The 20,940-nt window shown below is 38.3% G+C and carries 19 protein-coding genes; 9 read left to right on the top strand and 10 right to left on the bottom strand.

Features of this window, described 5'->3' with window-relative positions:
• Positions 1-68 precede the first annotated feature (68 nt).
• The gene (locus AC056_RS16605) at positions 69-410 is read left to right on the top strand and encodes a hypothetical protein (RefSeq protein WP_077164279.1); all 342 of its coding nucleotides are present in this window, start codon (positions 69-71) and stop codon (positions 408-410) included.
• Here AC056_RS16605 and AC056_RS16600 read toward each other — a convergent pair whose 3' ends face one another.
• From AC056_RS16600 to rlmE, 4 genes are all read right to left on the bottom strand, one after another.
• On the bottom strand, positions 411-725 hold the full coding sequence (locus tag AC056_RS16600; RefSeq protein WP_004699637.1) for a DUF5713 family protein: 315 nt from the start codon (positions 723-725) through the stop codon (positions 411-413).
• 128 nt (positions 726-853) lie between these two features.
• Positions 854-1,705: a dihydropteroate synthase gene (folP, locus tag AC056_RS16595; protein WP_139344671.1), complete on the bottom strand. Its 852-nt coding sequence runs from the start codon at positions 1,703-1,705 to the stop codon at positions 854-856.
• A 133-nt stretch (positions 1,706-1,838) separates the two neighbouring features.
• Positions 1,839-3,734, bottom strand: a complete 1,896-nt coding sequence (gene ftsH / locus AC056_RS16590) for an ATP-dependent zinc metalloprotease FtsH (protein ID WP_025469076.1) — start codon at positions 3,732-3,734, stop codon at positions 1,839-1,841.
• A 134-nt stretch (positions 3,735-3,868) separates the two neighbouring features.
• The gene (rlmE, locus tag AC056_RS16585) at positions 3,869-4,519 is read right to left on the bottom strand and encodes a 23S rRNA (uridine(2552)-2'-O)-methyltransferase RlmE (RefSeq protein ID WP_000235573.1); all 651 of its coding nucleotides are present in this window, start codon (positions 4,517-4,519) and stop codon (positions 3,869-3,871) included.
• Positions 4,520-4,718: 199 nt separating this feature from the next.
• Here rlmE and yhbY point away from each other — a divergent pair, with 199 nt between their 5' ends.
• Both yhbY and AC056_RS16575 read left to right on the top strand, forming a co-directional pair.
• The gene (gene yhbY, locus AC056_RS16580) at positions 4,719-5,042 is read left to right on the top strand and encodes a ribosome assembly RNA-binding protein YhbY (RefSeq protein WP_004699631.1); all 324 of its coding nucleotides are present in this window, start codon (positions 4,719-4,721) and stop codon (positions 5,040-5,042) included.
• A 15-nt stretch (positions 5,043-5,057) separates the two neighbouring features.
• Positions 5,058-5,594 (top strand): DOMON-like domain-containing protein, encoded by a 537-nt coding sequence (locus AC056_RS16575; protein ID WP_077164258.1) that lies wholly within the window; start codon positions 5,058-5,060, stop codon positions 5,592-5,594.
• A 56-nt stretch (positions 5,595-5,650) separates the two neighbouring features.
• Here AC056_RS16575 and AC056_RS16570 read toward each other — a convergent pair whose 3' ends face one another.
• Entirely contained in the window at positions 5,651-6,235 is a 585-nt protein-coding gene (locus AC056_RS16570) for a hypothetical protein (RefSeq protein ID WP_049065668.1), read from the bottom strand.
• 312 nt (positions 6,236-6,547) lie between these two features.
• Between AC056_RS16570 and carA the strand changes: the two genes are divergently transcribed.
• The 5 genes from carA (at position 6,548) to AC056_RS16535 (ending at position 12,760) form a co-directional block, all read left to right on the top strand.
• Positions 6,548-7,687, top strand: a complete 1,140-nt coding sequence (gene carA, locus AC056_RS16555) for a glutamine-hydrolyzing carbamoyl-phosphate synthase small subunit (RefSeq protein ID WP_039253009.1) — start codon at positions 6,548-6,550, stop codon at positions 7,685-7,687.
• A gap of 14 nt (positions 7,688-7,701) precedes the next feature.
• The gene (gene carB / locus AC056_RS16550) at positions 7,702-10,932 is read left to right on the top strand and encodes a carbamoyl-phosphate synthase large subunit (protein WP_004699623.1); all 3,231 of its coding nucleotides are present in this window, start codon (positions 7,702-7,704) and stop codon (positions 10,930-10,932) included.
• 87 nt (positions 10,933-11,019) lie between these two features.
• Complete coding sequence (gene greA, locus AC056_RS16545) at positions 11,020-11,496, top strand: transcription elongation factor GreA (protein ID WP_004699621.1); 477 nt, start codon at positions 11,020-11,022, stop codon at positions 11,494-11,496.
• Positions 11,497-11,567: 71 nt separating this feature from the next.
• On the top strand, positions 11,568-12,200 hold the full coding sequence (locus AC056_RS16540) for a CatB-related O-acetyltransferase (protein ID WP_004699619.1): 633 nt from the start codon (positions 11,568-11,570) through the stop codon (positions 12,198-12,200).
• 122 nt (positions 12,201-12,322) lie between these two features.
• Positions 12,323-12,760, top strand: coding sequence for a universal stress protein (locus AC056_RS16535; RefSeq protein WP_077164257.1), 438 nt, complete (start codon positions 12,323-12,325; stop codon positions 12,758-12,760).
• A gap of 37 nt (positions 12,761-12,797) precedes the next feature.
• Here AC056_RS16535 and AC056_RS16530 read toward each other — a convergent pair whose 3' ends face one another.
• Together AC056_RS16530 and AC056_RS16525 are read right to left on the bottom strand one after the other, a co-directional pair.
• Positions 12,798-13,544, bottom strand: coding sequence for a hypothetical protein (locus tag AC056_RS16530; RefSeq protein ID WP_077164256.1), 747 nt, complete (start codon positions 13,542-13,544; stop codon positions 12,798-12,800).
• A 23-nt stretch (positions 13,545-13,567) separates the two neighbouring features.
• Positions 13,568-13,897 (bottom strand): MGMT family protein, encoded by a 330-nt coding sequence (locus AC056_RS16525; RefSeq protein WP_077164276.1) that lies wholly within the window; start codon positions 13,895-13,897, stop codon positions 13,568-13,570.
• 79 nt (positions 13,898-13,976) lie between these two features.
• On the opposite strand from AC056_RS16525, the gene AC056_RS16520 reads away from it, so the two are divergent.
• Complete coding sequence (locus tag AC056_RS16520; protein ID WP_039253021.1) at positions 13,977-14,696, top strand: metalloprotease; 720 nt, start codon at positions 13,977-13,979, stop codon at positions 14,694-14,696.
• Here AC056_RS16520 and AC056_RS16515 read toward each other — a convergent pair.
• From AC056_RS16515 to AC056_RS16505, 3 genes are all read right to left on the bottom strand, one after another.
• Positions 14,693-16,417, bottom strand: coding sequence for a CapA family protein (locus AC056_RS16515; RefSeq protein WP_077164255.1), 1,725 nt, complete (start codon positions 16,415-16,417; stop codon positions 14,693-14,695). The genes AC056_RS16520 and AC056_RS16515 overlap by 4 nt on opposite strands.
• On the bottom strand, positions 16,414-18,069 hold the full coding sequence (locus tag AC056_RS16510; protein WP_077164254.1) for a poly alpha-glucosyltransferase: 1,656 nt from the start codon (positions 18,067-18,069) through the stop codon (positions 16,414-16,416). Before AC056_RS16510 ends, AC056_RS16515 begins: the two co-directional genes overlap by 4 nt.
• A gap of 146 nt (positions 18,070-18,215) precedes the next feature.
• Positions 18,216-20,940, bottom strand: a 2,725-nt coding sequence (locus AC056_RS16505) for a BapA/Bap/LapF family large adhesin (RefSeq protein WP_139344673.1), incomplete at its 5' end; no start/stop codon positions are given.

Raw genomic sequence — 20,940 nt, 5'->3', positions numbered from 1 at the left:
TATTGAATTTGGTGTTAGAAAGAATCCAGCGTAAGCTGGTTTTTTTATGTCTGATGAAAATAAAAATTATGATAAAAACAATCATATTTATTTCCACCCTACTTTTTATATCGATTGCAGATGCTGAAGATATATTTAACGGCACAATCTTATTTAAAAATAATGATTGGCACTTTATACGCTGCTCTCTAACTCAGGATGACTACCTAATCAAAACATCTCAAGATGTAATTACTCAATTAAAAGCATTACAACATAAAAAGACAACCTATTGGATAAGCGTATTAGCAGATGTGAATGAACAGCAAAATGGACATTTAATTTTAGAAATTAAAAAAATAGATCAGGTACATTTAAAAGCATCTTGTCATTTATTAGATGCGATTGAAAATTTTGAGAATCGAGAGTAATTACCACTCTCGATTCATAACCAGCTCTTCCATTTCAAGATCTAAAAATCCTGCATCTTGAACTACCATCATCATTGCCTCAGCAATGTAATCGGCAGCACTATCATCAAGCGATGAATCCAGATCTTCAAACTGTGGCTTCATTTCATTAATTTCATTTACAGTCTGATGAGCATATCGATAAACATCTTGATCAGCTAAAGCAGGCTTCTGAACTTTTTTAGCAAATTGTTCAATAAGCTGCTTAAGTTCAGCGACCAAAATATCTGGATAATATTCATCATCAAACATTGGGAGAAGTAGGTCTTCGAACATACAAAAGATTACACAACAGCAAAAACTTGCCGCTTATAACATATTTTCGCAAAAATCACGAGATTTTTATCCGACTCCTCATCCACCTTTATGTGACACACAGACATCTAATTCAATAAGAATACACTTTATGCCTGCTGCATAGCTTGCCAAACTAAAACAGCCTCATGCATCGCTTTCACATCATGTGCTCTTACAATCGATGCTCCTTGCTGAATACTTAACAAATGCCCAGTAACACTTCCTACAGCACGCTGATCAGCAGCTGCACCTTTCAAAGCCTCACCTATAAAGCGTTTACGAGAAAGACCTGATAAAATTGGATAACCTAACTGATTAAGTTTCCAAAATTCTTTTAATAGTTTTAAATTTTGCTGAGCATTTTTTGCAAAACCAAATCCAGGATCAATAATAATATTATGCCGTTTAATTCCAGCAGCCAAAGCCTCATCAATGCGTTGTTGCAGCTCTTGCATCACATCAAGTGTTACATCAGTGTACTGATCCAACTGATTCATTGTGGTTGGCTCACCACGCATATGCATAATCACTACAGGTATATCCAACTCTGCTGCGGTCTCCAATGCATTAGGGCGTGTTAGAGCGCGTACATCATTCCAAATATGCGCCCCTGCTGCTTTTGCTGCGCGAATCACCTCTGGCTGGCTCGTGTCGATTGATAAAATAATATTATGATGAGATAAAGCTTCAACTACAGGTACCACGCGGCGTATTTCTTCTTCTATTGCCACTTCTGAAGCACCAGGTCGAGTAGATTCACCACCAATATCAATAATAGTCGCGCCTTGTTCAATCATACTAAGCGCATGCTCAACCGCTTGGTCTAATTGGTTATGTTTACCACCATCGCTAAAAGAATCCGGTGTAACATTTAAAATACCCATAACATGTGGCTGAGATAAATCTAGTTGAAGCTGTCCACACTGTAAAATCTGCTTGGGTAAAGATATTAACTGCATAAAAAGCTCCGGTTCAAAATCAGGTGATATTTTAGCAAGTCTATACTTTACATGCTGTTGATTTCTTTTCAACTTTAGCCGAATTTAAGACAAATAAAAAAGCCACATGACTGTGGCTTTTTTATTAATTAACTTAATTCATCGCTGGTAATGGCGGTGGAGTAGATGGACCATCTTTCGGTGGTTCAAATGCCGATACCGGATTTTCAGCAATATAAACTTTAGGTGGTTGAGGCTCGCGACCTTCCATGATGTCACGGATTTGCTCACGATCAATAGTTTCCCATTCCATCAACGCTTTAACCATAGCATGTGCGATATCTTTATTATTTTCCAAGATATCACGAGCAACTTTATATTGTTCATCTAAAATACGGCGTACTTCCTGATCAACCTGTTGTTGAGTTGCTTCAGAAATTGTGCGGCTACCTACGTTACCGAAGAATCCATTTTGATTTTCATCTTCGTAAACCATAACACCCATTTTGTCAGACATACCGTACTTCGTAACCATCGCACGAGCCATTTTCGTAGCACGCTCAAAGTCATTTGAAGCACCAGTCGATTGCTGCTGAATAAAGACTTCTTCAGCAATACGACCACCAAACAAAATTGCAATTTCATTTAACATTTTGTCTTTATAGTGGCTAATCTGATCTTGTTCAGGTAACTGCCAAGTTACACCTAAAGCCCAACCACGCGGCATAATTGTTACTTTATGCACAGGGTCAGTACCCGGTAAAATCTCAGCAACAATTGCATGTCCAGCTTCATGGTAAGCTGTTGCGCGGCGTTCTTCTTCACGCAGAACCATTGATTTGCGTTCTGGCCCCATATAGATCTTATCTTTTGCATCTTCAAAGTCATGCATATCGACAGTGTTCTTATTACGGCGAGCAGCAAATAAGGCAGCTTCGTTTACAAGGTTTGCCAACTGAGCACCAGAGAAACCAGGTGTACCACGTGATAAGACTTTAACATCTACACCAGTCACTGAAGGTAACTTTTTCAAATGTACATTCAGGATTTGCTCACGACCACGGATGTCCGGTAGACCTACCATAACTTGACGGTCGAAACGGCCTGGACGTAACAATGCTTTATCCAACACATCAACACGGTTAGTTGCAGCAATAACGATTACGCCTTCATTACCTTCAAAACCATCCATCTCTACGAGCATTTGGTTTAAGGTTTGTTCGCGTTCATCATGTCCACCGCCAGTACCTGAACCACGGTGACGACCTACTGCATCAATCTCATCAATAAAGATGATACATGGTGCATGACGTTTTGCTTGTTCAAACATATCACGGACACGGGACGCACCCACACCCACAAACATCTCAACAAAATCAGAACCAGAAATGCTGAAGAATGGAACTTTTGCTTCACCAGCAATTGCTTTAGCTAATAACGTTTTACCAGTACCTGGAGGACCAACCATAAGTACGCCACGTGGAATTGTAGCGCCCAAGCGTTTGAACTTTGCAGGATCTTTTAAGAAATCTACAATTTCTACAACTTCTTGCTTCGCCTCATCACAACCAGCAACGTCAGCAAAAGTCACTTTGATTTGGTCTTCAGAAAGCATTTTTGCTTTTGACTTACCAAAACTCATCGGACCATTTTTACCGCCTGCACCACCACCCATGTTACGCATAAAGAACATGAATAACAGAATGATTAACAGTACAGGGAAACTAGCAATGAGAAGTTGCATCAAAATGCCTTGACGTTGTGGTGCTGTGCCCTCTACAACAACATTTTGCTTGTTTAAGCTTGGCATAAGTTCAGTGTCTTCAACTTGCGGACGAACAGTTTCAAACTGAGATCCGTTAGTTTTTTCACCACTAATATTTAAACCGTCAATCGTGACTTGCTTAATTTGGCCAGCATTCACCGCTGCAACAAAATCTGAATATTTCATTGCAGAAGGCTTATTGCGGTCACTGATATTACTGAAAATTAAAATCAGAACACCCAGTATTATTAGCCACAATACGGCATTCTTGAAGTAATCGCTCAAAGCTTTATTCCCATATCGATCTAATTTGATCATGCCTAATCTTGGCCGATCTTCTTAAAAACAGCAATTGTCTTGCTTGCGGATAACCTAAAAGATACAAAATGCACAATTTTTAGGAGCTTGGCAAGTAAACTTTATTGCAATGCTTTTTTACGCCCTTGTCCAACCAAAAAAACTTCTTTAGATCGTGCCCGAGAAGCTGCTGGTTTTGCTGTTTTTAAGACATCAAAACTATCAACGACTTGTTTACGAAACTCATCAAATCCTGCGCCTTGGAACACTTTAACAACAAATTGTCCATTTGGACCCAAGACTTTTTGAGCAAAGTCTAAAGCAAGTTCACATAAGTAAATCTGTCGAGGTTGATCAACAGCCCTATTACCTGATGTATTGGGGGCCATATCAGAAATTACAATGTCTACTTGTCTTCCATTTAAAATATTTAACAATTTTTCAAATACTGCTTCTTCTCTGAAGTCGCCTTGTAAGAAAGTGACATCCGGCAAAGCATCCATAGGTAAAATATCGGAAGCAATAACCAACCCCTTGCTACCAACAAGTTTTCCAGCAATTTGCGACCAACTCCCAGGAGCCGCTCCCAAATCAACCACTGTCATGCCTGGCTTGATCAACTTATATTTTTCTTGAATTTCAAGAAGTTTATATGCTGCTCGTGCACGATATCCTTCCTTTTGTGCTTTTTTTACAAAAGGATCGTCTAGATGTTCCCTCATCCACGCACGACTACTTTTAGACAATTTTTGGTTTGTAATGCGTGTTGCCATAACTCACTAAATATCAAAAAAACTTCTGATTGCTCATTGTACGTGAAAATTACTCTCATTACAGTACGGATATAACGTAATCTCAATAACTTTTACAGTTTTTTTCCAATAATGTTGATCGATTATTTATACAGTTTTTCGTACATTTGATTTTAAGTTTTTTGCTATACTAAGTCGTTTTTAAAATCAGGTATTTTTAATGGCCGCTTTATCTATTCATGAACGTAAACGTTTACGTCAAATTGGTCATGTGCTTAATCCGGTTGTCATGATTGGTGGACAAGGCTTAACAGATGCTGTAATCGAAGAAACTCTTCGTGCTTTGAATGATCATGAACTCATCAAAGTAAAAGTTGCTGGCGAAGATCGTGAAGCTCGTGCTGCTGTAATCGATGCAATTGTTGAAGCAACTGGTGCTGAAGCTGTGCAAAAAATTGGTAAAATTGTTTTACTTTACAAAAAAGCAGCTAAACAGAACCAACACTTATCTAACCTTGTTCGTCACGCTCACTTAGCAAACTAATTTATTGACTACTTTATGGCAAGTTACGAACTTTCAGCTTTTGATCGTTTTCATGCTGTTTCTGTTGTTGGCGCAATTGAACAGCAAACCCCACATACATTAAATGTGGGTTTTTGGATTCGTGATCCAAACCAACTTATTATCTGGCCTCAAAAAGTTGCAGCTCATCCCCGTCAAGATTTTTTGTGGGAAGAGACTTGTTTTGAGATTTTTATTGGCGTGCATGGTGAAGATTTTTATCGGGAAATTAATCTCTCCCCTTCTCAAGCATGGCAAACTTACCAGTTTGAAGAATATCGCTATCCGGAAAGCATGCCTCCCCTCGTTGCTTACGATATCGAGCTCAATCATCTCAAGCGTACTCACTACGGCTTAAATGTAAGTCTTGATTTAGGTCAGTTTATGCAGCAGCATCATTTAAAATGGGCAAACCTTTATTTAGGTTTAACCGCTGTTTTAAAGACTAAAGATGGTATGCAGTACTATGCAATGCAGCATAGTGGACAAAATGCTGATTTTCACAATAAACGTGATTGGCTACATCAGTTTTAAAAATAAAAAAGCGAGAAATTGATTCTCGCTTTTTTATTAATTTTATGAAGCTAAACTTAGTTATCTCTTGCTTTGTTCCAAGCTTCAACCGCATTATTTTTAGTGCGTTTCAAACTCTCACTTAAAGAATCTTTATGCTTCAAAGAGATTTGGCTAATGTCACCTTTAAGTTCTTTGGTAACTTTTGTTAAATCTTCAATTAATGCATTAATTTCAGCTTTTAATGTATTTTTCAGTTCATTTAATCCTTCTTGAGACGTATTGAACTGAGCTTTAATCACATCAAGACGTTGTAAAATATCTTGTTTAATCTGAGCAAACTGATTTTGAATGTTTTGGTTCAACTCTTGAGTCTCAGTCTCTATTTTTTCTTCAGTTTCACTCAATACAACTTTTACTTGTTCTTGAGTTTCATTTATAGCTTCTTTAACTTGCGAAGTTGCTTCTTGAGCGACTTCTTTCACCTGTTCTGTTTTTTCAGCTACAACTTCTTTTACCTGCGTCGCTTTAGCACTCACTGCTTTTTTAGCGCGGGTCGTTGTTTTAGCAACAGCTTCTTTCACTTCGGTTACTTCAGCTTTAACAACATCTGCAACTGTAGAAGCGTTTTCAGCTATATCTTTTGAAACTTGATTGCTCATACTATTTCCTCATATTGTTTATTTTTTTCTGAGATTACAATAAGTGGAATTAGCATAATTTAACCGCCAGATTGTTAGACAATTTGCCAAAAGTATCAATTTCAGACAAGCGGATGAATATTTTTGCAAAAAGCAAGCAAGGAATTATATTTTTTAATAGAAAACAAATAGACTTTTTAGGGTTCCATGCGTATAATGCGCTGTTAAGTTACAAGCGGGCAGACCGATGAGGAGGGGCATGTTTTTTTAGAACATCGCCTATCTTTTTTAGGTCTACTCGCTTTTTTACAGCCGAAATTCAGGAGCTTTGGTTTGAGCATCCCCGCCATTTTAGCCCTCGCAGATGGAACGATCTTTAAAGGAACGTCAATCGGCGCAACGGGAAGTACGACTGGTGAAGTCGTTTTTAACACAGCCATGACAGGCTATCAAGAAATTTTGACTGACCCAAGTTATGCACAACAAATTGTGACATTAACTTACCCTCATATTGGTAACACTGGTTGCAACGAAGAAGACGTTGAATCTGGTCGTATCCATAAAGTATGGGCGAATGGTTTAATTATTCGTGACCTTCCACTACTACACAGTAACTTCCGTTCTGAGCAGTCGTTAGGTGAATATTTACAAGCGCACAATGTTGTTGCAATTGCTGATATTGATACACGTAAACTTACTCGTATTTTACGTGACAAAGGTGCACAAAATGGTTGCATCCTTGCTGGCGAAAATATTACTGAAGAAGAAGCGATTGCTAAAGCTCGCGCTTTTGGTGGTCTAAATGGTTTAGACCTTGCTAAAGAGTGCTGTGATCCAACAGGTTTTGAATGGTCTGAAGGTTCATGGGTGTTAGGTAAGGGCTTTACACAACCTGAGTTAAAATATCATGTGGTTGCATACGATTATGGTGTCAAAACCAACATCTTGCGTATGCTTGCAGACCGCGGTTGCAAACTTACTGTTGTCCCTGCTGAAACTCCGGCTGAAAAAGTATTAGCACTTAATCCAGATGGCGTATTCCTTTCAAACGGTCCTGGTGACCCAGCTGCTTGTGACTATGCAATCGAAGCTGTAAACACTATTGTTGAAACCACAACATTACCTGTATTTGGTATCTGTTTAGGACACCAAATCTTGGCACTCGCTTCTGGTGCAAAAACTGTAAAAATGAATCATGGTCACCACGGTGCAAACCACCCTGTACAAAATCTTGAAGATGGTACAGTGATGATTACATCTCAAAACCATGGTTTTGCTGTAGATGCAGAAACATTACCGGCTAACTTAAAAGCAACCCATAAATCATTGTTCGATGGCACCTTACAAGGTATCCACCGTACTGACAAACCAGCTTTCAGCTTCCAAGGTCACCCTGAAGCAAGCCCAGGTCCACATGATTGTGCACCATTGTTCGATCATTTCATCGAACTTATCGAAGCATCTAAACAGTAATTACGGAGCGAATAATGCCTAAACGTACGGATATTAAAAGCATCTTAATTATTGGTGCTGGTCCAATTGTTATCGGTCAGGCTTGTGAGTTTGACTACTCTGGTGCTCAAGCATGTAAAGCGCTTCGTGAAGAAGGCTACCGTGTTATTTTGGTTAACTCTAACCCAGCGACCATTATGACTGACCCTTCAATGGCTGATGCAACATATATTGAGCCAATTACTTGGCAAACTGTTGCTCAAATCATTGAAAAAGAGCGTCCAGATGCAGTCCTACCTACGATGGGTGGACAAACTGCATTGAACTGCGCACTTGCACTTGATGAAAATGGCGTATTAGCGAAGTACAATGTAGAACTTATCGGTGCAACTAAAGAAGCGATTGAAAAAGCCGAAGACCGTAAACTCTTCGACATCGCTATGCGCAAAATCGGTTTGGAATGTCCAAAAGCTGCTATTGCTGAAACCATGGAAGAAGCATTAGAAATCCAATCTCGCTTTGGTTTCCCAGTAATTATCCGTCCTTCATTCACAATGGGTGGTTCAGGCGGTGGTATTGCATATAACCGTGAAGAATTCCTTGAAATCTGTGAACGTGGTTTCGACCTCTCTCCTACTCACCAATTATTGATTGATGAATCATTAATCGGCTGGAAAGAATACGAAATGGAAGTTGTTCGTGACAAAAACGACAACTGTATTATCGTATGTGCGATCGAAAACTTTGACCCAATGGGTGTTCACACTGGTGACTCAATCACTGTAGCACCAGCTCAAACATTAACTGACAAAGAATACCAATTGATGCGTAATGCTTCAGTTGCAGTTCTTCGTGAAATTGGTGTTGAGACCGGTGGTTCTAACGTTCAGTTCGGTATTAACCCGAAAGACGGCCGTATGGTTGTGATCGAGATGAACCCTCGTGTATCTCGTTCGTCTGCTCTTGCTTCTAAAGCAACTGGTTTCCCAATTGCAAAAATCGCTGCGAAACTAGCTGTTGGTTATACTCTTGATGAATTGAAAAATGACATCACTGGTGGTGTAACTCCTGCGAGCTTTGAACCAGCAATTGACTATGTTGTAACGAAGATTCCTCGTTTTAACTTTGAGAAGTTCCCACAAGCAGAACCAGTTCTTACCACTCAGATGAAGTCTGTTGGTGAAGTCATGGCAATTGGTCGTAACTTCCAAGAATCTGTACAAAAAGCATTACGTGGTCTTGAAGTTGGTGTAAGCGGTTTTGATGAAAAAATCGAAGCTGGTGCAACAAACGTAAAAGAAACGATTTTAAAAGAGCTTAAAGTTCCGGGTCCTGAGCGTATTTGGTACGTAGCAGACGCATTCCGTCATGGCTTCTCTTTAGATGACGTATTTGAAGCAACTAAAATTGACCGTTGGTTCTTGATTCAAATTCAAGATATCGTCAACACAGAAGCTCAAGTAAAAACTTTAGGTTTTGGTGACTTAAACGCGGACAACATCCGTTCGTTCAAGCGTAAAGGTTTATCGGACCTTCGTATTGCTCACCTCATGGGCATTTCACAAAAGCAATTCCGTAAACAACGTTGGAACTTGGGTGTTTATCCAGTTTACAAACGTGTTGATACATGTGCTGCCGAGTTTGAATCTGGCACAGCATATATGTATTCAACTTACGATGAAGAATGTGAAGCAAATCCATCAAATCGTGACAAGATCATGGTAATTGGTGGTGGTCCAAACCGTATTGGTCAAGGTATCGAATTTGACTACTGCTGTGTACACGCTGCTCTAGCTATGCGTGAAGACGGTTATGAAACAATCATGGTGAACTGTAACCCTGAGACTGTTTCTACCGACTACGATACATCAGATCGTTTGTACTTCGAACCTGTAACACTTGAAGATGTTCTTGAAATCGTTCGTACTGAGAAGCCAAAAGGCGTAATCGTACAATACGGTGGTCAGACTCCACTTAAGTTAGCACGTGCTTTAGAAGAAGCTGGTACTCCTATTATCGGTACTTCTCCAGATGCAATTGACCGTGCAGAAGACCGTGAACGTTTCCAACAAATGATTCAACGTTTACAGCTTCGTCAACCAAACAACAGCATTGTAAAATCTGCTGAAGAAGGTATCTCTGAAGCTGCGAAAGTTGGTTATCCGTTAGTTGTTCGCCCATCTTATGTATTGGGTGGTCGCGCAATGGAAATCGTGTATAACGAAGATGAACTTAAACGTTATCTTCGCGAAGCAGTACAAGCTTCTAACGAAGCCCCTGTTCTTCTTGACCGTTTCCTTGACGATGCAACTGAAGTTGACGTTGACTGCGTATCTGACGGTAAAGATGTTGTGATTGGCGGTATCATGCAGCACATCGAACAAGCAGGTATTCACTCAGGTGACTCTGCGTGTTCTATTCCTCCTTACTCTCTGTCTCAAGAGATTCAGGACGAAATGCGTCGTCAAACAGTGGCTATGGCAAAAGAACTTGGTGTTGTTGGCTTGATGAACGTTCAATTCGCAGTTAAAGGCGATGACGTTTATGTTCTTGAAGTTAACCCACGTGCTTCACGTACTGTTCCGTTCGTATCGAAATGTATTGGTGAATCTTTAGCAAAAGTAGCTGCTCGTTGTATGGCGGGTCAATCACTTGAATCTCAAGGCTTTACTAAAGAAATCATTCCAACACACTTTTCTGTGAAAGAAGCGGTTTTCCCATTTGCTAAATTCCAAGGCGTAGATCCAATGCTTGGACCTGAGATGAAATCTACAGGTGAAGTAATGGGTGTTGGTAAGACATTTGGTGAAGCATTCTATAAAGCTGTTTTAGGTTCTAATGACCGCTTACCAGGCCTACCAACTGAAGGCGAAGAAAAGATTGCTTTCTTATCTGTCCGTGAATCTGATAAGAAATATATCGCTGATATCGCTAAAAAGTTTGTAGCATACGGCTTCAAATTGGTAGCAACAGGTGGAACTTATAAAGTGCTTAAAGAAGCAGGTTTGGAATGTGAACCTGTAAATAAAGTAACTGAAGGTCGTCCACACATTGTTGACCGCTTGAAAAATGGCGAAATACACCTTATTGTCAACACTACTGAAGGCAAACAAGCTCAATATGACTCTGCAATGATTCGTCGTGCTGCCCTACAAGGCAAAGTGTATTACACAACGACTATCAATGGCGCAGAAGCAGTTTGCCAAGCCTTTGCTGTGAAATTGCCAATGGATGTATACCGCTTGCAAGATTTAACTGTAGGTTAATTTTTTTCCGATAAGTCCCGCCACCTTATCGGTGGCGGGATTTTTTCATTTTTTTAACTGTGTTTTCTCAACTTAAGAGGGACCGAAATGCAACGTTATCCAATGACCCCTGAAGGTAAAAGTGCCTTAGAGAAAGAATTACAACATCTGAAATCTGTTGAACGTCCGCGTATTACTCAAGCGATTGCTGAGGCACGTGAACATGGGGACTTAAAAGAAAATGCAGAATATCATGCTGCTCGTGAGCAACAAGGTTTCTGCGAAGGCCGTATCCAAGATATCGAAGGAAAATTGGGTGCTGCACAAGTCATCGATGTTAAAGACTTAGAACAAAACGGTCGTGTTGTATTCGGTGTTACGGTAACGATTGAAAACCTTGATACTGAAGAACGCAAGACTTATAAAATTGTTGGCGATGATGAGGCTGATTTTAAAATTAATAAAATCTCAGTGAACTCACCAATTGCTCGTGGCCTTTTAGGCAAAAATGAAGGTGATGAAGCAAAAATTATCACTCCTCAAGGTGAAGTTGAATACGAAGTTGTAAGTGTAGAATATCTTTAAGATACTACTCTTAAGCCCCTCTTTATGAGGGGTTTTTAATTGCTTTAACTCATTTGTTTGGATAGTAAATTATGGATACACCTCTGATTAACTCGCCAGTCCGTCATTGGTGTGAATTTGAGTTTATTTCCAAAACTGTCAAAAATCCGAATATCCATATCAAGGGTAATTACTCTTACTACTCAGCCTATTGGGATCAAGGTTTTGAGCGTTGTGTAGTGCGCTATTTACATGACAAACCCTCTACTCCAGAAAAACCTATTGATCAGCTTTATATTGGTAATTTTGTATGTTTTGGGGCTGAATGCGTGATTATGATGGGTGGCAATCAGCTTCATAGACCAGATTGGATTGCAACTTTCCCCTTCGATACTCGTAGTTTTTTAGCTGCTGGTGACACCATCATTGCAGATGGCTGTTGGGTTGGAAGCCGTGCAATGATTATGCAAGGCGTAAAAATTGGTGAAGGTGCAGTTATTGCAACTGGAGCCGTTGTAACAAAAGACGTCCCACCCTATGCAATTGTTGGTGGAGTTCCGGCAAAAGTTATTAAATACCGTTTTCCGACAGAGCAAATAGAGAAACTACTCACTTTAAAACTTTATGATTTAGATGAAAAACAAGTTTTAAAAATGCGTGAATATTTGCAAACTGATGATATCAATGCTTTAACAACACATATTGAAAATTTAAGAGATAAATAAAAAATAGTGCCAAGATTTTCTTGTTTCAATAACACAAATCATTACGAGCTAGAATTTAAATCGTAAGAAAAGAAGTATAAAGTATTGAATAAATAAGCATCATTACAATAAGGAACAATCTCATGTCATATCAGCATATTCTTGTACCAATTGATGGTTCTGAAACTTCTACGGTCGCTATGAAAGAAGCCATCAAGCTCGGAAAAGCATTAAATAGTAAAATTACTATCGTACAAGTGATGGCACTTGATCCAATTATTGCGGATATTTATGTAAAGACTGGTCAAACAAATGAATTGATTGAACGCACTAGAACTTATTTACTCGATATTTTAGAACAAGCCAAACAACAATTTGTACAAGAAGGGCTTACCGTAGAAACCAAATTACTTGAAGGCTTTGTGGTTCATGAAGAAATAATTCAAGCTGCACAAGACATCAATGCAGATCTCATCGTTATGGGTTCGCATGGCCGTACAGGTGTCCGAAAACTTGTATTAGGAAGTGTTGCACAAAAAGTTTTAGGTGAAAGCCATATCCCTGTTTTGATTGTTCGCTAAAAAAACCCTATCTGGCTTAATTCAGCCAGATAGGCACCTATTTTTTAAAAGGAATAACGTCTTCTCTTGATTGCTCAACCGTTATTGTTTTTTTACTTTTAAAAGCATCCCAAGAATAATTTTTATAATTTAATTGCCATAAATAGTAAGATTGACCGATATCTTTAAACCTAATATTTAATGTCATCCATTTTTCATCATGGCAATGCGGTGACTTCTTATACTCTTGTTCTGAAAAACAGGCCCGAATCATTTCATTCGAAGAAAAAGCAATATCTTTTAATGCAACTTGATACCGCCCTTTAGGCTTAAGCTCAATAAAATCAGCATTTTCTTCAAAACGCCCCCCTCCAGAGTAACCAGTAAACCAAGTATTTAGTACTGCTATGGCATATTCATTTTTATTGAGTGGATATAGTGCTGGAAAGATTTTGAGTCCATCAGGACCTAAATCATCAGAATGTGGCTCTTTATTAGTATGTTCATAATTTTTAAAGTTCCACTCATTTATTACTGTGTATTGGTTATTCTGCTTTTTAACTTGAGCAATTTGCGGAGTCTCATCTATTAAATAATAAGTCTGATCTTGTGTATTTTTGGGTTTCCACAGCTTAACTTCATCGCTACATGTCTGACTCAACTGCTGACAAATCGAGTGTATTTCTTGTGATGAAGCTTTCACATTTATAAAAGGTTGGGCTGAAATAGTCTGCTCTGCGAAACTCGATTGCACTGTTAAACTTATTAATAATATGCCTACAGTCCGCCATTTATAATTCTGCATTTGTATTTTTCTCTTTAATAATATTAAGGTTGCCAAGCAAATTGCTTTAAGTTCACTTTACCATTCAATAAGTAGACTCCTTCAGCTTCAAGCTTTAACTGCTGAACATTTTCACCTTTTTCATTAAATTTACTTAGGCTAATTTTACCTTGTGAGTTAATAACGCGGTACCAAGGCACCTGATGATCTGCTTCAAGATGTTTAAGAACATAACCCACTAATCTGGCATGTTTAGGTAACCCAGCCATACGTGCTATTTGTCCGTAAGTTGCTACTTTTCCATATGGAATTAGAGCGATGACTTCTAAAATTTGTCGATGTAGTTCATACTGAGTTGTCAAAATGGAATCCATAAAAATTGACATCGTTCATATCATATAAAAATTTACTTTAAATCACTTTAGAATAATATGCAGAGACAATGCGATGAATATGAAAAAAACCTTATTGATGATTACAGGAACACTTCTTTGTGCCTCTTGTACAACCACTCCTCCTCAACTAAAGCCAGAGCCATTGATAGAAGAACCTGCTAATAATAGGCCTGTAGTTCCAGTCACTTTCGTTTTTACAACCAACAATCCTTCTGCTGCACGTTTCGACAACCTTGCACAAATGCGAAAAGAAGTTGGTATTTTGAATAAATATTATTTAGATGACCAAGGAAACAAAATATTTAATTTTAAGTTAAATCGTTATATCTCTTATCAAGATTTTTCAAAATTGCACTGCCAACTTGGTAATGAAATAAATCAACCTCGCCCTATTTCTATAGGATCTATGCCTGCAAGCGTCAATGCATGCTTTCCTAAACGTACAACAAGTAAAGAAGTGATTGTCTTTATATACGATGCTTATTCAAAAAAGTTAGAGTTTAACGATATTACGAGCCGAACATTCCGTAATAATGGAAAGCCTTTTATTTTATTAGACTGGAATAGATTAAATTATAATATACAAGCAGGTAGTATTCATGAAATGGGCCACGCTTTCGGCTTGAAACATGTATGTGCACCTAATGCTACAAAAACTACCCCGACTAATATTATGGCCAGTGCTGAGTGTAAATTAGGCAGTGGCGGCTTAAGAAATTTGGGTTTTACCCCATCACAGCTTCAAACGATTTTATCGAGTTATCAACAATACCCTTAAAATTTAATTTCAACGTATCTCCCCAAGTTATCATGGGTAGTCGTGTAATCCTCATGGGTCAGTAAAGATGTCATATAAGTACTGGCCTTTGAGAAGTCATTAATATCTACTGGATATGGCTGCCAGAATGTTTGTAAATTATTGGTATAAATTGGATAAAGTCGAAGCAAATCCTTTGTTAAATCTATTCTGGCAATACAGCCAAATGGCAAAGAATGATGCTGCTCATATTCCCCATCACTATTAAATACAGCATTGCCGATACCCAACACCACTGGCTTTTGGTTGATCATCTGAATTGGCTGAATAGTATGAGCACCATGACCAATAATCAGGTCAGCCCCGGCCTGCGTCAGAATACCAGCAAGTTTAATTTGCTCTTTTGTAGGAGGTTTAAAGTCGACTCCCCAATGACAAATAACAATAATTTTATGTTTAGGATGAGCCTGTTTATAAAAAACTATTTGCTCAAGTAAGACACCGTTTAAACAAGCGACTCCACTTCTGGACCCTAGCGCATAAAAGTCATAATCCAAATAAGCAGTGTCTCTATGCCAATAACCATTAAAAATCGCATAGTGCTTATTTTCAAAAACTATTTCAAAGTAATTGTGAGCATCTTTTTGGTTGTGCCCAGCACCAATATAGGAAACATTAGCCTCGTCCAATTGTTGTAATGTATAGGTAAGCCCTTCATCACCATAATCTTTGAGATGATTATTTGCTAACACCAAATAATTTAGATGAATGCTTTTAAATTCTTCTAATGTTTTTTTAGCATCGGCTTTTAGAATGAATGGCTTTTTATCTTTTAATAGTGATTGATTTTCTAAAGAAAAGACTGCTTCAAAGTTAGCTATGTTTATGTCATTTTTACCTAAAAATGGCTGTATTTTTTCAAATGAAAAGTGATATCCATATTGTTGTAGAGCATCTATTTGCCTTCTCGACTTACGCTTTTCAGTATAGGTCTCACCGAAATATGTATCTCCAAGAATATTAATAATCCCAGTCTGTGAAGTACAATTCTTCGCCTTTACGCGCTCTTCTTGGAAACAGTGATAATAAGGAACCAAATGCTCGAGACGGTGAATGTCATCTAAAAAAGAGAAAAAGCCAATGCTCTGGTTATCCTCAAGATAAGTGACATAAATTTTTCTAAATTGATGGGAGATATATAAAGCCGAGGTTAGCACTGGATGAGCAATTAAAGGTGTAATCGGTTGATATACTTTATTTTTAAAAGAAAGTGTTTTGAGAAAGAAAAGGTTATTTAGCTCGGCTGGATAGCTATAAATATTTTTTGCCAACAAAAATAGATTTTTTAATTGATTAGGTGATTTTAAAGTTAACTTGTAGTTTTCCGCCCTTTTAGACAGGATCAATTGAGCTTGCTCAACGGAATCAAACAGTATATTGCTTAAGGCATCTTTAACATCATTTGCATGAGTAAAAATTAAGAATTGTAAGAGCTCGACAAATGTATAAGATTCATTTTTTTCTAAACCTAAATTTTGTTCACCAAGTTGCTTAGGCTTTTGCTCAGATACAACATAGGTCTTATTTGCTTCGATGTTTTTTTGTTGAAATTGCTCCAATGCATAATCAATAAGCAATAAAGTTGAAACATCTCCATCAACTTCAAATTTCCAAATCGCATTATCGAAGTTAGTATGATCTAGAGGCGCCAATAACTTAATTTCAAAAAGAGAGTAAGTCATATCTCCTCTCCTTCGAAATCTTTTACGTAGGCTATATAGCCTGATAAGTTATGTTCTTGGTCATCTATTCTTACTCTAAAGCGATCATGTCGCACATAAAAAGCATGTAATATTTTATCTGGACGATCCATATACATCGCCATTTCTGGATAGAAAAAACCCGTAGTTTGGAATTCAGCCCGAAATTTAATGAGTTTTTTTAGCTCTGACATATAAGCTTGTTCAAGAAGCTCTTGATGGCCTTGCTCTTTTAATCGATTTACCATTTTATAAGCAGCCATGAGCATTTCTAATAAAGTGGCATAAGTTGTCTTTCTATTTCTTATAAAAATAAAATGTTTTAAATAATTATTTAAACCAAAAATAAAATATTTTTCTTCAGGACATATTTTTGTAAGCTCGTTGGTACAATAACTTAACCAATGATCATGATATTTTTCATATCTTTTATGAATAAAATTATCAAACATTAATTTAACTGTTTCTAATAATCTTTTATCCTGATTTATTTGATATAACCTTAATAAAGCTAATGCTGCTTCGCCATCGTAATAAATAATTCTAAACTTTTCTTTTAAATCATAGTCTGGATAATTTAACACATGGGTAGTTAATCCATCTGAATCAACTAATTTTAAAATACCATTTGCAAGTTTTTCTGCATATTTTAAATATTCAGACTTTTGGGTAATTTCCTGATATTTCGTTAACATTAAAATAGCTGCTGCGTTTGCACCTAGTTTAATTTCAAACTCCCCTTCTTTTCCATCAATCATAAAAGCAGTTGTAGGGTCTTTTTCTTTATAAAAGTTAGAGAGTGCATATTGCATGGCACTCATTATTTTAGGCAAATATTCAGGTTTATCTTGTACTTCGAAAGTTTCTAATAGTGCATAAAGTGATGTGCAATGACGTACTGTATTATAACTGCGGATATCACGATCAAAAGCAGGAAAATAGCCATAAATGAATTTGCCATTTTCTTGAATCTGACTGTGCAAAAAAGTTGCATTTTTCTCAATAAGCTCTCTAAAATGCTGCTTCTTGTTCTTTACAATACCTCTAATACCATTTGTATCATAACGGCTTGCTAAATTAATGAATTGTCCATTTTCATAAAAAGTTGCATAGGTATCGAAAGTCCAAACATCTTGCAGCTCTTGTAGTCTAATTTGTGGTTTAGTAGCGTTATATTTTTGCTTAATTGCATAGTTCAGATTGTTTTCATCAAAAAAATTAGGTTTGTCATAACTCAAACCTCGAATAATTGCTTTTCCATAGATCTCTTGCTCCAGAAAAACCACTGAACATGCTTCATCAAATGCGATTCCTCTGCGGTAATGATTATTATGAAATTGATGATGAACAAGTTGTTCTATTTGACTCCAACTTTGTTTTTCTAGGTTGTACGCAACATCAATTTTTATATAGTCTGGAAGTTGATTTGGAGAAAACTGTCTATCAATAAAATCGAGTAATTGTATAGTAGCTTGTGAAAAAGCTGTTTTGTCGGTATGCCAGACATTACATCTTTGATCTTTAGGACCAAATGATATAAACAAAATTGTTTCTTCTGTAAGATCTGGAACATGCTGAACAATATGTTCCAACCAAAGCTTAAGTTGTCTTTTAAAGTCTAAAAATACCGACACTCGAATTAAGTCCCTATTCGTTATTTGTTGTTCTATAAAATTTTCAATACATCATAGCATGAACTCTGTAAAAGCTAAGTTAACGTATTGTTTAAACATAAAAAAGAGAACCCTAAGGTTCTCTTTTTTACTTGGTTAATTATCTATTAGTAGATAATTTGACCATTATTAAGTAACTCAGTTTCACTGGTCGTAACACCTTGTAAAACTAATAGATTAGTAAAGTTATTTGTAGGTAAAATCAATCCAGTTAACCCATCACGGTCAATTTGAATAGTGGTATTACCATTACTTACAGTAACATTCAAATATTCACCAATATTAGCAGACGTTTGTGCTCCATCTAATAAGCCTCTGATATCAATCAAATCAGCCTGAGAATCTGTAGCAACATTACCCACATGGAAATTAGTCCAAGTATCTACACCATTACCACCCGTGCTTGCACCATTGTTAGCAGTAGCAGTACTTCCATCTAATACATGATAAATCAATGTATCTGAACCAAAGCCAATGGTGCCATTATCAGTATTAAACGTATCATTCGCTGATGTACTGAGTACATGGGTATTGTAATCAGAAGTAGTCAGATTAACCGTCAATGTTGAGAAAGACTCAGCACCATTTGCTGCTACTAACTTATAGTTAATCGTATCTGTTGGATTAGCCAATGTTAATGATGAGGTATTAGCACGGTATTCATAATCACCATTCGAATTGATCACAAGTGTGCCATTTGTCGTGGTAACCGTTTGCCCAGTAGCTTCAACATAAGTGCCAACACTATTTTGAACATAAAGTTTGACACCATCAGCAGTAAAGGTACCACTGTCCGCAACCCCACCAATTGTGTCTCCGGTAAGAATGTTACCGTGAACCCAGTCAGATGAGTAACTGTTCAAATGCGTTGTTGTGGTCGTTACTTGAGTATCCAAAGTGGTTGTACCAAGTGATATTGCCGTCAACGTATATTGAACACGGTATGTACCAGCGCTTAAATGCTCAACAGCATCTTGGAATGCCACCGTTCCGAGGCTAATACCACCTACACTCGCAAGTGCTGTCGCCGAACCAGTATAGGTTGTGTTAACCCATGTTGCCCCAACCAACTGCTGAACAACATAACTTACCGTTGGTAATGCACTTAGCAATGGTTGGTTAGCATAAGTCGCAGCAACCTGCACATCGACTAAGTCTCCTGCCGCAACAGTGAAGCTATTAGACACAACAGAAGTCGAACCAAGTAAGCTGATTGATATATTCGGACTTGGAACATCTACTGGTGTATCTGTTGAGTTACTAAAGTCAACCGTTGCAATAGCCTGATCTGCATTTGCAATAACTTGCGTTATGCCATCTGTTCCAGGACTCGCAGTATTCCAAGTAATACTTACATCAGGTGATCCAATCTGTATGTGTAATACAGCTGTACTTGTAGCACCCGTTGCTGGGTCTTTAATTGTGTAAGTAAAGCTATCTACTTTACCAATGTTGGCAGGGTTAGCAGTTGGTGTATAGCTATACGAACCATTCGCAGAAATCGTAAGTGTTCCGTAAGCGCCAGTTACTGGTGTAGAAGAACCAATTGTTGTTGTTACCGCACCTACTTGTTCACCCACTACTGTAGATACCACAGTTGTTCCAGTGATTGTATCTGGAGTATATGAAGGACCATATATAGCAGAATCATCATCTGTAAGCACATTACCGCTTACTGTTGCTGCAGTATATGTAGGTACTACTGTGTGGTTATAATCATCGCGAACCACACTCATTGTACCTAACAATCCTACACCTACACCGGTATAGACCATAAATGCTCTATAAGAACCACTTGCTAAGTCTGTGATAGTCGCACCGTATCCATTACCGCCGAGTATTCCGACGTTAATTAATCCAGTACTCGCGTCACCTGCAACATTCTGCCATGAACCATCCGGTGCTTGTTTTTGCAAGACTATTTTATAGTCGTTAAGCAAAGATAAACTGAGTAAAGCTCCATAACTAATCGTTGCATCTGAAGTATGTCCAGCGGCAATATTGAAGCTCACGCTCGGAGTACCTAAAAGCGATACGTTGAGATTCTCAGTTAGACCGATCAATGCTAGATAAGTTGCAGAACCAGCATTAATACCCGTTGTCGTTAATGGAACAATGTCTATAGCTACACTATCCACATTGTCATGTGCAGTAATTGTTGGTACCAGAACAAGGCCAGCAAGATTAGCACCTGAACCCGGGTTACCTGCAAGGTCGGTATAAGTACCGTTTGCAACACTCAAGCTCGGTGGTGTTGCTGTACCATCTTGAGTAAAGGTTGCTGTCCAGGTCTTACCACCATCGGTACTTGCTAAACCAGCCAAAGTACCACCCGTCAAGCTTACATCACTGGCATCAAAGCCAGTCACCGGTTCACTGAAAGTGAAGGTCACTGTGGTGCTTTCACCTACAGATAGATTCAAGTCACTTGCACTAATCGCAAGGGTCGGTGGCGTAATGTCAGCTGTTAAGCCTGCAAGACTCGCACCTGAACCTGGGTTACCCGCAAGGTCGGTATAAGTACCGTTTGCAACACTCAAGCTCGGTGGTGTTGCTGTGCCATCTTGGGTGAAGGTCGCTGTCCAGGTCTTACCACCATCGGTACTTGCTAAACCAGCCAAAGTACCACCCGCCAAGGTTACATCAGTTGCATCAAAGCCAGTCACTGCCTCACTGAAGGTGAAGGTCACTGTGGTGCTTTCACCCGCTGCAAGGTTCAGGTCACTTGCACTAATCGCAAGGGTCGGTGGCGTAATGTCAGCTGTTAAGCCTGCAAGACTCGCACCTGAACCCGGGTTACCTGCAAGGTCGGTATAAGTACCGTTTGCTACA

It is taken from the genome of Acinetobacter genomosp. 33YU (assembly GCF_001990725.1).
GTDB lineage: Bacteria > Pseudomonadota > Gammaproteobacteria > Pseudomonadales > Moraxellaceae > Acinetobacter > Acinetobacter seifertii.
This window is presented reverse-complemented; position numbering and strand designations above follow the sequence as displayed.

Bases quoted from the DNA above. Each gene is read 5' to 3' on its own strand.
- AC056_RS16605 (WP_077164279.1), top strand. From the start codon at position 69: ATGATAAAAACAATCATATTTATTTCCACCCTACTTTTTATATCGATT.
- AC056_RS16600 (WP_004699637.1), bottom strand. From the start codon at position 725: ATGTTCGAAGACCTACTTCTCCCAATGTTTGATGATGAATATTATCCA.
- folP (WP_139344671.1), bottom strand. From the start codon at position 1,705: ATGCAGTTAATATCTTTACCCAAGCAGATTTTACAGTGTGGACAGCTT.
- rlmE (WP_000235573.1), bottom strand. From the start codon at position 4,519: ATGGCAACACGCATTACAAACCAAAAATTGTCTAAAAGTAGTCGTGCG.
- yhbY (WP_004699631.1), top strand. From the start codon at position 4,719: ATGGCCGCTTTATCTATTCATGAACGTAAACGTTTACGTCAAATTGGT.
- AC056_RS16575 (WP_077164258.1), top strand. From the start codon at position 5,058: ATGGCAAGTTACGAACTTTCAGCTTTTGATCGTTTTCATGCTGTTTCT.
- AC056_RS16570 (WP_049065668.1), bottom strand. From the start codon at position 6,235: ATGAGCAATCAAGTTTCAAAAGATATAGCTGAAAACGCTTCTACAGTT.
- carB (WP_004699623.1), top strand. From the start codon at position 7,702: ATGCCTAAACGTACGGATATTAAAAGCATCTTAATTATTGGTGCTGGT.
- greA (WP_004699621.1), top strand. From the start codon at position 11,020: ATGCAACGTTATCCAATGACCCCTGAAGGTAAAAGTGCCTTAGAGAAA.
- AC056_RS16540 (WP_004699619.1), top strand. From the start codon at position 11,568: ATGGATACACCTCTGATTAACTCGCCAGTCCGTCATTGGTGTGAATTT.
- AC056_RS16535 (WP_077164257.1), top strand. From the start codon at position 12,323: ATGTCATATCAGCATATTCTTGTACCAATTGATGGTTCTGAAACTTCT.
- AC056_RS16530 (WP_077164256.1), bottom strand. From the start codon at position 13,544: ATGCAGAATTATAAATGGCGGACTGTAGGCATATTATTAATAAGTTTA.
- AC056_RS16525 (WP_077164276.1), bottom strand. From the start codon at position 13,897: ATGGATTCCATTTTGACAACTCAGTATGAACTACATCGACAAATTTTA.
- AC056_RS16520 (WP_039253021.1), top strand. From the start codon at position 13,977: ATGAAAAAAACCTTATTGATGATTACAGGAACACTTCTTTGTGCCTCT.
- AC056_RS16515 (WP_077164255.1), bottom strand. From the start codon at position 16,417: ATGACTTACTCTCTTTTTGAAATTAAGTTATTGGCGCCTCTAGATCAT.